The following is a 12,880-nucleotide window of genomic DNA, read 5'->3' on the forward strand; positions in this document are numbered from 1 at the left end:
ACACAGGGGTTTCAGGGAGTTTGCGGGGATTAGATATCATTTTGATGCCATAGGTCATCATTTGCACAGATCGTCTAATTTCTTTTTGCGATTTTTGCCCAACGGCACGCCTACAAATGTGAATTTGTATTAAGATTCGCCACCCCTTTGTTTTCAATGGACCCGCAGGGCTATCAGCTCCTGCCGCCACTTTGTTGAATGGATGCCGCTCCACGTTTATGGACGACGCTTCGCCCCGCCCTCGCCTGCTGGTCCTGTCAAAAGGAGCCCAGCGCATCAGCACGTTGCCTGCATTGCTGCCCGAATTCGCGCTGCAAAACGGTGCCGTGGGCGATGTCGAGCTCGCTGACTGGGTAATGGCTTGGGGCCGCAAGCCAAGTGCCATCAAGGCAATGGCCCAGGCGGTCAAGGCCGGCAAGCCCGTACTCACGCTGGAAGACGGTTTTATCCGCTCCGTAGGCCTGGGCGCCGACGAGCCGCCCTTGTCGCTGATCGTCGATGACGTGGGCGTGTACTACGACGCCTCCCAGCCGTCCCGCCTCGAGCAGCTGATCGCCACGCCCCTCGACACCGACCAAACCCAACGTGCCTTGGCGCTACGTACCTTGTGGCAGCAGCAACGGGTGTCCAAGTACAACGACGCACGCATAGAGCTGCCAGCACTGCCGGCGGACTGCGTGCTGGTGGCCGACCAGACTTGCGGCGATGCCTCGTTGCAAGGTGCAGGCGCCGACGACTTCCGGGCCATGCTGGATGCCGCATTGGCCCGCTACCCGCATAGCACCATCGTGCTCAAGGTACACCCTGACGTGGTGGCCGGGCGCAAGGCCGGGCACTTCGACCTGGCGGCGCTGGCCAACAACCCGCGGGTGCAGGTGCTGGCACGCAATATTCATCCAGCCGACTTGCTGCCGCGCATGCGTGCAGTGTTCGTCATGACGTCGCAACTGGGCTTCGATGCCCTGCTATGGGACGTGCCGGTGCACACCTGGGGCATGCCGTTCTATGCCGGCTGGGGCCTGACCGACGACCGCTTGCCGGCGCCTTCGCGCCGCATGCCCGTGCCGTTGGCGCAACTGATTCATGCCAGCCTGGTGGCTTACCCGCGCTATGTATGCCCGGAGCGTGGTCAACCGTGCACGCCAGAGGTGCTGATCAACTGGCTGGGCCTGCAACGGCGGCACCGCAGCGTGTTGCCAAGCGCCGTACAGATGCTGGGCTTTAGCCGCTGGAAAGAGCCGCTGGCAAACCTGTTTTTCAATGGCGCGGCCATTCGCTTCGTCAAGCCCGAGCAACCGCTGGCGCAAGACGTGGCCGTGGTGTCCTGGGGCTGCAAGCACGACACCAGCCTTTGCGCCCACCCACTGCCCGTCAACCGGGTGGAAGACGGCTTTCTGCGCTCGGTCGGCCTGGGCGCCGGCAAAGCGCGGCCGTTGTCGTGGGTGGTCGATGACCTGGGCATCTACTACGACGCCACCCGGCCTTCGCGCCTGGAGCGCATCCTGGCCGACGAACCATTCGACCCGCAGCTGCTGGCCCGCGCCCAGGCGTTGCGCCTGGCCATCTGCGCGGCGGGGCTGACCAAGTACAACTTGCCCGGCGCCAGTTGGCAGCGCCCGGCGCATGCGCAACGGGTAATCCTGGTGCCTGGCCAGGTGGAAGGCGATGCGTCTATCCGCTTTGGCGGCAACCGTATCCGCAGCAACCTGCAACTGCTGCGCGGAGTGCGTGAGCAAAACCCTGATGCGTGGGTGTTGTACAAACCCCACCCAGAGGTGCTGGCCGGCACCCGCGCCCGCGGTGACGACGAAGCGCAAACCGTGCACTGGTGCGATGAAGTGATCGGCGATGCGCCGCTGCAGCAATTGCTGGAAGTGGTCGACGAATTGCATGTGCTGACCTCGCAGTCGGGCTTCGAGGCCCTGCTGCGCGGTGTGCCGGTGACGACCTATGGCCAGCCGTTCTACGCAGGCTGGGGGCTGACACGCGACCTGGACCTTCAAGCACCGGTGCAGGCGCGGCGCAGCCGACAACTGACGCTGGACCAGTTGGTAGCGGGCACCCTGCTGCTTTACCCCACGTACGTAAGCTTGGTCACCAACCGCTTCACGACCGCCGAACAAACCTTATACGAACTACAAAATTGGCACGCCTTACCGCAGCCTGGAGCTCCCTCCCGATGGCAGGACTTGAAACGACGCTTGAGCAGTTTGTTGGGCATGAAGCGCCCGACCAACTGAATGCAAGGGCGACGCGTGGTCCGCTGCTGCGTATCCCGTCACACAATTTTCTGCTTCTTCAGGGGGTCAGTTCGCCCTTCTTCAGTCGCCTTGCCAAGGGGCTGCGGGATATCGGCCAGCGGGTGCACAGCGTGCGCTTCAATGTGGGCGACGCCCTTTATGGCCCCGGTGGCGCGCGGCTGACCTGCCCGCATCGCCCGGAAGACATGGAGGCCTGGTATTCACAGGTGTTCCGCCAACTGGATATCACCGACCTGGTGCTGTTCGGCGACTGCCGCCCGGTACACCGCCCGGCCGTGATCCTGGCGCGTCTGTCAGGTGTGCGCGTGCATGTGTTCGAGGAAGGCTACTTCCGGCCCTACTGGGTGACGCTGGAGCGCGACGGTGTCAACAACAACTCGCGCTTGCCACGTGACCCGCAGTGGTACCGCGATGTGGGCAAGCACATTCCGCGCTATCAGAATGGCAACCCGTTCAAGCTGTCGTTTGCCGCACGTGCCACGCACGACGTGCTGTACCACGCCGGTGGCGCGCTCAACCGGCTGTGCTTCCCGCGGTACCGCACTCATGCGCCGTTCAACGCGGCCACGGAGTATGCCGGCTTTATCCGCCAGGGCATGCGCCTGCTGCGCGCCCGGGTGCATGACGACGCGCTGGTGGCCGAAGTAGCCCGCGAGCGGCACCCCACGTTCCTGCTGCCATTGCAGCTGGACAGCGACTCGCAAATCCGCGACCACTCGCCGTTCCAGACCATGACCCAGGTGATCGAGCATGTGATCGAATCGTTCGCGCTCAACGCGCCGTTCGATGCGCGCCTGCTGGTGAAAAACCACCCGTTGACGCCCGGGCTGGTCAACTACCGCAAGGTCACCGAGCAGTTGGCGCGCAAGTACGACGTGGCCGAGCGTGTCGACTTCATGGAAAGCGGGCACATGCCTACGCTGCTCTCGCACATCACCGGCATGATTACCGTCAACAGTACCGCCGGGGCTTCAGCATTGCTGCACCACCGCCCTACCTGCACACTGGCAGAGCCGATCTACGCTATGCCGGGGCTAACCCACCAGGGCGGGCTGGATGATTTCTGGCAGCAGCCCGAAGCGCCCGACAACACGCTGTTTCAACGCTTCCGCAATACCGTCATCCATACCACCCAGGTTAACGGCGGCTTCTACACCGCCTGCGGCATGGACATGGCCGTGGCCAACTGCCTGGAAGTGCTGATGGCGAAAACCTCAAGAATCGAAAAATACCTATGAGTTCGCACGCTTCACCCCGCTGCATCCTCATCACCGGCGCCACGGGCGGTATCGGTGGCGCGTTGGCGCCTGCCTACGCCGCCCCGGGGGTGACGCTGATCCTGCAAGGCCGGCGCCAGGACCGCCTGGCCGAAATGGCCGAACAATGCCGCGCCCTGGGTGCCCAGGTGCTGCTTGAAGCCCTCGACGTGCGCGACCTGGACGCCCTGCGCGCCATGGTACGGCGGGTGAGCGAAGCCCATCAGCCCGACCTGGTGCTGGTCGGCGCCGGGCTGAACACGGCCGTTGGCGCCAATGGCGAGGCAGAAGACTGGGACGACAGCCGCGCCCTGATGGAAGTGAACGTGATGGCCGCCCTGGCCACCGTCGAGGCGGCTCTGCCGGCCATGCGCAGCCGTGGCAACGGGCAAATCGCGCTGTTCAGCTCGCTGGCGGGCTGGCGTGGCTTGCCGGTTACGCCTACCTACAGCGCCAGCAAGGCCGCCATCCGCGTGTACGGCGAGGCTATCCGCGACTGGCTGGCGCCGGAAGGGGTAAAAGTGAATGTGATTGTGCCGGGGTATGTGGAGTCGAAGATGTGCTTCGAAATGCCCGGGCCCAAACCGTTTTTGTGGACCGCCGAAAAAGCGGCCCGGCGTATCAAGCGCGGGCTGGCGGCGAACCAGGCGCGTATCAGTTTTCCGTTCCCGCTCAACCTGGGCACCTGGCTGCTGGGGCTTATCCCGCAGTGGCTTTCTTCGATGATCCTGCGTGGGCTGAAGTACAGTGATTGATGTTTCCATGTTGCCGGTTGCCTTGATCGGCCTTGGCTTGACCGTAGCGGTCGAGCGACTGCTGGTTCCACGCCCTGCCCTGCGCCGCCCCGCCGATTGCTGGCTGCTGCATGCAGGGCTGTGGTGTGTGGCGTTCGGGCTGTTGTATGCACTCACGGCGCGGCCATTGTTCAGTGGCGTGAATGTGTTGCTGCTGTGGCTGTTGATCGTGCTGGTGAGCAACGCCAAGTATCACTCGCTGCGCGAGCCGTTTGTGTGCGCAGACTTCGAATATTTCAGCGATGCAGTGAAATTTCCGCGGTTGTACTTGCCGTTCTTCGGTTTTGGCAAGGCAGCGCTACTGGCGGTGGGGTTTCTGGTTTACCTCTGGGCGGGGTTGAGCTTCGAGGTGCCGGGCGCGCGGCTTGAGGCGTGGCTGCCGTTGGCGGGAGGCCTGGGGTTGTTGCGCCTGGGGCACCGGCCTGTGCAGCCAAGCTTCGATGCCGAGCGGGATGTGCGTGGCTGGGGGCTGGCGGCCAGTTTGTGGCGGTACTTCTGGGCGGCGCGGGCGCCGGTTGATCGAAACGCGCTGGGGTCGCCATTTGGCGGGGAACCGGCGGCGGCCCCAGCGCAGGGCAAGCCTGCGAATGCGTCGGCACAGCAAACGGTACCTGCGGCAAGCCCGATGCCAGACCTGGTCTCGGTCCAGAGCGAATCGTTTTTCGATGTGCGCGACCTGTGGCCCGGCGTGCGGCCGCAAGTGCTCGGCCAGTACGACCTGCTGGCCAGCCAGGCCTTGGCCCGTGGCAAGCTGCAAGTTGCGGCGTGGGGGGCGAACACGGTGCGCACCGAGTTTGCCTACCTGACCGGTATCCCGGCTGATCGGCTTGGGGTGCACCGCTTCAACCCGTACCGCGTGCTTGCGCGCCAGGGGTTGCCCAGCATCGCCTCCAGGCTCAAGGCGCAGGGGTATCGCACCATCTGCATCCATCCTTATGACGGGGGTTTCTATGGGCGCAACAAGGTGCTGCCGGCGCTGGGCTTCGATGAGTTCATCGATGTAAAAGCGTTCAACGCTTCGCAAAAAGCCGGGCCGTTCATTGGTGATTGCGCCGTGGCAGAAAAAATCCGCGAGCTGCTGCAGGCACCTGGCCGCACCCAGCCGCTGTTCATCCATGCGGTCACCATGGAGAACCACGGCCCACTGCACCTGGAGAGCGTGGCGGCACACGAACTGCCCGCCTGGTTCGACCGCCCGCTGCAACCGGGCATGCAGGACCTGGCCCCCTACCTGCGCCATATCTGTAATGCCGACCGCATGCTGGGCATGCTGCGCGAAACGCTGATGGCCCAGCCGAACGAGGCGCTGCTGTGTTTCTTCGGTGACCATGTGCCGATCTTGCCCGAGGTGTACCAGGCCGTTGGTGCACCCGCGGGTGATACCGACTACCTGGTGTGGTCCAACCGCCGCCGGCCTGGCTGCGGGGCCAGGCCAATGCCGGTGCAGCAGTTGTCCAATGCCTTGCTGGCCCATGCCCAGGCGCCGGCAGCCAGCCAGCACACGCCTGCGGCCAGCGCAGGGGTAGCCTGATAGCGTGGTGCATATCGTTTTGGGATCGGACCTGCCACCACAGCGCGCCGCAGACCCGGCCCTGGCCCGCTTGCTGGCCGAGGGGCGGGGGTCGCTGGCGTTTCTGATTGGCGATAACGCCTGCCGCTATCGCCTGCTGGGGACCGCTATCCACTGGGACCGTGTGCTGCTGGCCTTCGACGGCGAGCAGGCGCTGGGCTTTGCCGCGTTCAAGCATGGCCGGCGCGGGCCGTTTGCCTTGCACTGGCGGCCGTTCATTCGTGAATTTGGCGTGCTCAGTGGCTGGGTGCGGTTTATCGGCTTCTGCCTGAGCGAGCTGCGCGAATGGCGCTACCCGTTCTTGCTGTACGGGCTGCGGGTCAGCAAGCCCGCACGCCAGCAGGGCGTGGGCTCGGCGCTGGTGCAGGCGTGCTGCGCGCACGCCGCCGGGCAGGGCTTTGCCCAGGTCGAGCTGGAAGTGCCGCTGAGTAATCATCGGGCACAGCACCTGTACCTGCACAATGGCTTTGCCCTGCGCCGCAAGCGTTGGGTACCGTTCCCCCCGGTGCGCAACATGTGGCGGGCCGTGTAATGCACAACACGCCGCCCGTTGTACCCCACCCGCCCGAAGGTTACCTGCCACCCGAAACCCTGGTAGACGGCACTGGCTGGGTCGGCATCATGTCGCAATGGGTGGCCTGGAAGGTCCTGCACCTGCCACAGTTCCTCGGCCCGGAAGGCCCGCCCTTCTGGCTGTGGCGCCGTGGCCGCAAGGCGCCCAAGGGGCTCAAGGCCATTGCCGGTATCGGCTACAAGCAATCGTCGGCCCATGCCCGGGTGCTGTGCCAGCGCTGGGGCCTGCCGTATATCGCGCTGGAAGACGGCTTTTTGCGTTCGTCTTCGCTGGGCATCGAGGGCGATACGCCAATGTCCATGGTGGTCGACCCGGTGGGCATCCACTACCTGGCCGACCGCCCTTCGCTGCTGGAAAACATCCTGCAGCAGCCCGAGGCGCTTAGCGCATACGAGCTGGATTGCGCCCGCGAACTGATTGCCTTGATGCGCAGCAGCGGCATCGGCAAGTACAACAACGCCCAGGACCTGCCCGCCGACGACCCGCTGGGGCGCGAGCGGCCGTTGGTGCTGGTGGTGGACCAGACTGCCGGGGATTATTCGATCCCGGGGGGCGGGCTGTGCGAAGCCGACTACGTGCGCATGCTGGATCAGGCCCTGGCGGAAAACCCGGATGCCGAGGTGCGCGTGCGCATTCACCCGGACTGCCTGGGCGGGCAAAAGCCCAGTTGCCTGCTGGATGCCGCGCGGGCCCGTGGGGTAACGCTGGAGGCGCGGCCGGTAGCCTGGGCGTCACTGGCCCGGCGTGCCCGGCGGGTGTACGTGGGTACCAGCCAGGCCGGGCTGGAGGCGTTGATCCAGGGCGTGCCGGTCACCTGCTTTGGCCTGCCGTTTTACGCGGGCTGGGGGCTGACCGATGACCGCATGGCCATTCCTCGCCGGCAGGCCCGGCCAGACCTGGTGCAACTGGTGGCGGCGGCCTATGTGCGCTACTGCCGCTACGTCAACCCGCTGAACGGCCAACTGACCGATGCCTTGACCGTTGCCCGCCAGCTGGCCAGCACAAAAGCCCGCGATGCGGCGTTTGCCGGCCCCACTACGGTATTGGGCGTGAAGCGGCACAAGCAGCACAACATCAGGCGTTTTTTTGCAAGCCGTTGGGGGCAGTTGCGCTTCAGCGTGGACGGCCCGCAACTGGTAAACCAGGTGGCTGCCGAACAGGGGCGGCTGCTGGTATGGGCTGCGCGCGAGCCGGCCGGCCTGGCTGACCGTGCGCGCCAGGCGGGGGTGCCACTGTGGCGGGTTGAGGATGGTTTCCTGCGCTCCACGGGGCTGGGTGCTACCAACAGCCCGGCGCTGTCGCTGGTACTGGACCGGGGTGGCATTCATTACGATGCGCAGTCTGCCAGCGACCTGGAGCAGCTGTTGCAGCATGGCGACTATGATGCCCCAAGCCTGGCCGAGGCGGCGCGCTTGCGGGCGCAGATCGTTGCCAGCGGTACCAGCAAGTTCAACCTGCGCAGCAAGCTGCGCCCGGCCCTGCTGGGGCAGCCGGGCCAACTGCGGGTATTGGTGGTGGGCCAAGTCGAGGATGATGCCTCGGCGCTGTGCAGCGGTGGCGGTGCCGGGTGCAACCTGCGCCTGCTGCAACAGGTGCGCGCGCGGTTGCCCGATGCGTGGATTGTGTACAAGCCGCACCCCGACGTGGAAGCCGGCAAGCGCCGCGGGCAGATCGCCCCGGCACAGTTGGTGGGGCTGGCCGACCAGGTGCTGGCAGGTGTGGACATCGCTGGCCTGTATGGCCAGGTCGATGCGCTGCATACGCTAAGTTCCACTGCGGGCTTTGAGGCCTTGCTGCGCGGGCTGCCGGTGGTCACCTATGGCACGCCGTTCTATGCCGGCTGGGGTTTGACCGAGGACCATCAGCCCTTGCCGCGGCGCACCCGGCGTTTAACCCTGGACCAGTTGGTAGCCGGCGCCCTGTTGCGCTATGCGCGCTATGCCGACGTCCAGCAAGACCTGCCCTGCGATGCCTGGCACGCCCTCGCCTGCCTCAGCGCGCCGCACCCGGCGCGGGTGGCCTGTCGGCGAGTGGCGCCGTTGCTCAACTATACCCGGACCATGCTCGGCTGCGGCCGGCCACTGGCCCCATCAAAGGACTAGATCATGCCTGTTTCGATCAAGGACATCGGCCGTTACGCGGCACTTCCCTGGCATTGCATGCAGTTGGCTACCCATGCCAAGTCGTTCGAGAACAACCCGGTGCTGGGCAGTGCCCGGCTCAACGCCCTGGGCCTGCATGTGCAGCGCCGCCAGTTGGCGATGGCCATGGCCGGCTACCGCCGTAATGCGTTGGCATCGCGGCTGGATGCCGGTGAGCGCGAGCATTTTGAGCAGAACGGTTTTTTCATTCGCGAAAACGCCCTGCCAGCCGAGCAGTTTGCGGCCTTGCGCGCCGAGCTGGGTGCGTTGCGCAGCACCGGTTGGGAAATGCGCCAGGGCCGTGCGGTTACCCGCCGGGTCAGCCTTGATCAGGACGTGCTGGCGCAAAACCCGGCCAGTGCGGCGTTTGTGATGGACCGCGGGGTGCGCGACCTGATCGCCTATGCGTCGTCCAATACCGGTGGCATTACCTACCAGTTGCAGTCGATCGTGATTGACGCTGCCAATGCCGACCAAGACCCGCAGACCCGCTTGCATGCCGACACTTTCCACCCCACGGCCAAGGCATGGTTGTTTCTGGATGACGTGCAGGATGACCAAGGGCCGTTCAGTTATGTACCGGGCTCGCACCGTCTGACGCCAGAGCGCCTGGCCTGGGAGTACCGTCAAAGCCTCGGGGCGGCGCGTTCGAGCGAGCAGATGCACCGTGAGGGTTCGTTCCGCATCGACGAACCCGACCTGGCCGCCCTCGGCCTGCCCCCACCACGCCGCTTTGCCGTACCGGCCAACACCCTGGTGGTGGCGGACACGTCTGGCTTCCATGCCCGCTGTGCAAGCCACCAAGCCAGCCACCGGGTAGAGATATACGCCAGCCTGCGACGCAACCCGTTCATTCCCTGGCGTGGCGCGCACCTGTTTGCGCTGCCGTGGATTGCCAATCATCACATGCGTTGGGATATACGCTTGAAGCGGTTGATGGGGTTTGACAAGAAGAGCCATTGGCGGTTTGTGGAGCAGTTGAATGCGTATGAGGCGCCGCATATCTGAGGGGGCTGGTGTGAGGCTCTAGCTGGGCCTGGCTCTGGTTTTCTTGGGGCTGGATGGTAAGGCTTGGCTTGTGGGGGCCTGCTGTATCGAGCGCCACCCCGCGGCGGATGGCACCGGCTTCGCCGGTGTTCGCGGGCATGCCCGCTCCCACAGTGATCGCGCTAGCTTTCCGGTGTTGTGCAAGACTGTTGTCCCCACAGGTACTGCATATGCCTGACGCCTGCGCACTTACCTGTGGGAGCGGGTTTACCCGCGAAGAATCCAGCGCGGTGAATGGCACCGGCTTCGCCGGTGTTCGCGGCTAAAGCCGCTCCCACAATGATCGCGCTAGCTTTCCGGTGTTGTGCAAGACTGTTGTCACCACATGTACTGCATAAGCCTGAGGCCTGCGCGCTTACCTGTGGGAGCGGGTTTACCCGCGAAGAATCCAGCGTGGTGGATGGCACCGGCTTCGCCGGTGTTCGCGGGGCAAGCCCGCTTCCACAGTGATCACATTTTGAGCAAGGCAGTTGCTCTCACACAGGTAGCGCATAAGCCTGAAGCCTGCGCGCTTACCTGTGGGAGCGGGTTTACCCGCGAAGAATCCAACGCGGTGAATGGCACCGGCTTCGCCGGTGTTCGCGGCTAAAGCCGCTCCCACAATGATCGCGCTAGCTTTCAGGTGTTGTGCAAGACAGTTGTCACCACATGTACTGCATAAGCCTGAAGCCTGCGCGCTTACCTGTGGGAGCGGGTTTACCCGCGAAGAATCCAGCGCGGTGAATGGCACCGGCTTCGCCGGTGTTCGCGGGGCAAGCCCGCTCCTACAGTGATTGCGCAAACCTTGAAATTTTGAGCAAGGCAGTTGCTCTCACACAGGTAGCGCATAAGCCTGAAGCCTGCGCGCTTACCTGTGGGAGCGGGTTTACCCGCGAAGAATCCAGCGCGGTGGATGGCACCGGCTTCGCCGGTGTTCGCGGGGCAAGCCCGCTCCCACAGTGATTGCGCAAACCTTCAAGTTTTGAGTAAGGCAGTTGCTCTCACACAGGTAGCGCATAAGCCTGAAGCCTGCGCGCTTACCTGTGGGAGCGGGTTTACCCGCGAAGAATCCAGCGTGGTGGATGGCACCGGCTTCGCCGGTGTTCGCGGCTAAAGCCGCTCCCACAATGATCGCGCTAGCTTTCAGGTGTTGTGCAAGACAGTTGTCACCACATGTACTGCATAAGCCTGAGGCCTGCGCGCTTACCTGTGGGAGCGGGTTTACCCGCGAAGAATCCAACGCGGTGAATGGCACCGGCTTAGCCGGTGTTCGCCGGGCAAGCCCGCTTCCATAGTGATTGCGCAAACCTTGAAATTTTGAGTAAGGCAGTTGCTCTCCCACAGGTAGCGCATAAGCCTGAAGCCTGCGCGCTTACCTGTGGGAGCGGGCATGCCCGCTCCCACAGTGATCGCGCAAACCTTCTAAGTTTGAGCAAGGCAGTTGCTCTCACCCAGGTAGCACATAAGCCTGAAGCCTGCGCGGGGTCCCTGTGGGAGCGGGCGTGCCCGCGAAGAATCCAGCGTGGTGGATGGCACCGGCTTCGCCGGTGTTCGCGGGCATGCCCGCTCCCACAGTGATCGCGCAAACCTTCTAAGTTTGAGCAAGGCAGTTGCTCTCACCCAGGTAGCACATAAGCCTGAAGCCTGCGCGATTACCTGTGGGAGCGGGTTTACCCGCGAAGAATCCAGCGCGGTGGATGGCACCGGCTTCGCCGGTGTTCGCGGGGCAAGCCCGCTCCCACAGTGATCACATTTTGAGTAAGGCAGTTGCTCTCACACAGGTAGCGCATAAGCCTGAAGCCTGCGCGGTACCTGTAGGAGCGGCCTTGTGCCGCGAAGCGCCGCAAGGGCGGCGCTCGATTTCGGCGACAGCACACACCCCAAGCCGACCACAGCCAGCCCTCAGCCCAGGCGGGCCATTTCCTCTGCCACCACCGCCACGGTATGCCGAACCTGCGCTTCGGTATGCTCACAAGACACAAAGAACCGCACCCGCGCCGAATGCTCCGGCACCGCCGGGTACAGGATCGGCTGGGCATTGATGCCGCGCTCGAACAAGGCACTGGACAAACGCCCGGCCTTGAATGAACTGCCAGTAATCACCGGTATCACCGCCAACCCGGTACTGGTTGCCGTATCCAGCCCCGCCTCACGCGCCAAACGCAGAAACAACTCGCCACGCGCCTGCACCCGCGCTACCCGCTCTTGGTCATCCGCCAGCAGCTGCAACGCCGCCAGCGCAGCAGCCGTGACCGCCGGTGGCATGCCCACGCTGTACAAAAAGCCCGGCGCCAGAAACTTCAGGTGCTCGATCAATGCCGTACTGCCGGCGATATAACCACCGCAACTGGCCAGGGTCTTGCTCAGCGTCCCCATCCAGATATCAACGTCATTACCCGCCAGGCCAAAATGCTCGCGAATACCTTTGCCCGTAGCACCCATCACCCCCAGCGAATGCGCTTCGTCCACCATCAGAAACACCTTGTACTTGTTCCTGAGTTCAACGAATCGGGGCAGGTCCGGGTAGTCGCCATCCATGCTGTACACGCCTTCCACCACCACCAGCACCCGCTCGAAGTGCTGGCGCTGCTCTGCCAGCAGACGGTCCAGCGCTTCCCAGTCGTTGTGCGCAAAACTCAGGCGGCGTGCACCCGAAAGCTGAACCCCCTGCACGACGCTGTTATGGATCAGCTCGTCATGCACCACCAGGTCGCGCGGCCCGAACAGGTAGCCGATGGTGGTGACGTTGGTCGCGTGGCCGCTAACCATGACAACGGCATCGTCCACGTCGTAAAGGCGGGCCAGTTCACGCTCAAGCTCACGGTGCAGCGGGCGGTCGCCAGAAACCGGGCGGCTGGCCGACACCGAAGTGCCATAGCGGTCGATCGCGGCCTTCGCCGCTTCGGCCACCCTCGGGTGGCCGGAGTAACCCAGGTAGTTGTAACTGGCAAAGTTGAGGTACTCGCGCTCGCCAATCTGCGTCTGTGCACCGGCGGTGCCCTGATGCAGGCGGAAGAACGGGTTGCTCAGCCCCAATTGCTTCGCGCCCTGTTCAATCACGCGCAACTGCTGGTACCCCGGGTGCTGATCAAAGCGATAGTAGCTCTCGGGCACTTTCAGGGCAGCCTGTTGCACCTGCTCCAGGGTAGTGCCCGGCTCGCCCTCGGCAGCCGCATGGCGGCGCCGTGCGAGGGCTTGCTGGATCAAGCGTTGCTTGGCATCGCCACCAAGGCCGGTCGGGGTTTTGGCTGTCATCTA

At 64.2% G+C, this 12,880-nt stretch carries 8 protein-coding genes; 7 read left to right on the forward strand and 1 reads right to left on the reverse strand.

The genetic code is table 11. The features are described 5' to 3' along the window. Nucleotides 1-218: 218 nt before the first annotated feature. The 7 genes from N805_RS15595 to N805_RS15625 are packed head-to-tail and all read left to right on the forward strand — an operon-like array spanning nucleotide 219 to nucleotide 9,604. Nucleotides 219-2,240, forward strand: a complete 2,022-nt coding sequence (locus N805_RS15595) for a capsular polysaccharide biosynthesis protein (protein WP_019471914.1) — start codon at nucleotides 219-221, stop codon at nucleotides 2,238-2,240. Further along, nucleotides 2,180-3,499, forward strand: coding sequence for a capsule biosynthesis protein (locus N805_RS15600; protein WP_019471913.1), 1,320 nt, complete (start codon nucleotides 2,180-2,182; stop codon nucleotides 3,497-3,499). The genes N805_RS15595 and N805_RS15600 overlap by 61 nt, the downstream gene beginning before the upstream one ends. Continuing rightward, nucleotides 3,496-4,272, forward strand: a complete 777-nt coding sequence (locus tag N805_RS15605) for an SDR family NAD(P)-dependent oxidoreductase (RefSeq protein ID WP_019471912.1) — start codon at nucleotides 3,496-3,498, stop codon at nucleotides 4,270-4,272. Before N805_RS15600 ends, N805_RS15605 begins: the two co-directional genes overlap by 4 nt. A gap of 7 nt (nucleotides 4,273-4,279) precedes the next feature. Beyond that, nucleotides 4,280-5,842, forward strand: coding sequence for a sulfatase-like hydrolase/transferase (locus N805_RS15610; RefSeq protein WP_019471911.1), 1,563 nt, complete (start codon nucleotides 4,280-4,282; stop codon nucleotides 5,840-5,842). Nucleotides 5,843-5,846: 4 nt separating this feature from the next. Then, nucleotides 5,847-6,413, forward strand: a complete 567-nt coding sequence (locus tag N805_RS15615; RefSeq protein ID WP_019471910.1) for a GNAT family N-acetyltransferase — start codon at nucleotides 5,847-5,849, stop codon at nucleotides 6,411-6,413. Then, nucleotides 6,413-8,557, forward strand: coding sequence for a capsular polysaccharide biosynthesis protein (locus tag N805_RS15620; protein WP_019471909.1), 2,145 nt, complete (start codon nucleotides 6,413-6,415; stop codon nucleotides 8,555-8,557). The genes N805_RS15615 and N805_RS15620 overlap by 1 nt, the downstream gene beginning before the upstream one ends. A 3-nt stretch (nucleotides 8,558-8,560) precedes the next feature. Beyond that, nucleotides 8,561-9,604: a phytanoyl-CoA dioxygenase family protein gene (locus tag N805_RS15625; RefSeq protein WP_019471908.1), complete on the forward strand. Its 1,044-nt coding sequence runs from the start codon at nucleotides 8,561-8,563 to the stop codon at nucleotides 9,602-9,604. Nucleotides 9,605-11,524: 1,920 nt separating this feature from the next. Here the strand turns inward: N805_RS15625 and N805_RS15630 are convergent. After that, complete coding sequence (locus tag N805_RS15630) at nucleotides 11,525-12,877, reverse strand: aminotransferase class I/II-fold pyridoxal phosphate-dependent enzyme (RefSeq protein ID WP_019472291.1); 1,353 nt, start codon at nucleotides 12,875-12,877, stop codon at nucleotides 11,525-11,527. Between the last annotated feature and the right edge of the window lie 3 nt (nucleotides 12,878-12,880).

It is taken from the genome of Pseudomonas putida S13.1.2, from assembly GCF_000498395.2.
Taxonomy (GTDB): Bacteria; Pseudomonadota; Gammaproteobacteria; order Pseudomonadales; family Pseudomonadaceae; genus Aquipseudomonas; species Aquipseudomonas putida_Q.

Coding starts and splice junctions, on each gene's coding strand:
- N805_RS15595 (WP_019471914.1), top strand. CDS start 219: ATGGACGACGCTTCGCCCCGCCCTCGCCTGCTGGTCCTGTCAAAAGGA.
- N805_RS15600 (WP_019471913.1), top strand. CDS start 2,180: ATGGCAGGACTTGAAACGACGCTTGAGCAGTTTGTTGGGCATGAAGCG.
- N805_RS15605 (WP_019471912.1), top strand. CDS start 3,496: ATGAGTTCGCACGCTTCACCCCGCTGCATCCTCATCACCGGCGCCACG.
- N805_RS15610 (WP_019471911.1), top strand. CDS start 4,280: ATGTTGCCGGTTGCCTTGATCGGCCTTGGCTTGACCGTAGCGGTCGAG.
- N805_RS15620 (WP_019471909.1), top strand. CDS start 6,413: ATGCACAACACGCCGCCCGTTGTACCCCACCCGCCCGAAGGTTACCTG.
- N805_RS15625 (WP_019471908.1), top strand. CDS start 8,561: ATGCCTGTTTCGATCAAGGACATCGGCCGTTACGCGGCACTTCCCTGG.
- N805_RS15630 (WP_019472291.1), bottom strand. CDS start 12,877: ATGACAGCCAAAACCCCGACCGGCCTTGGTGGCGATGCCAAGCAACGC.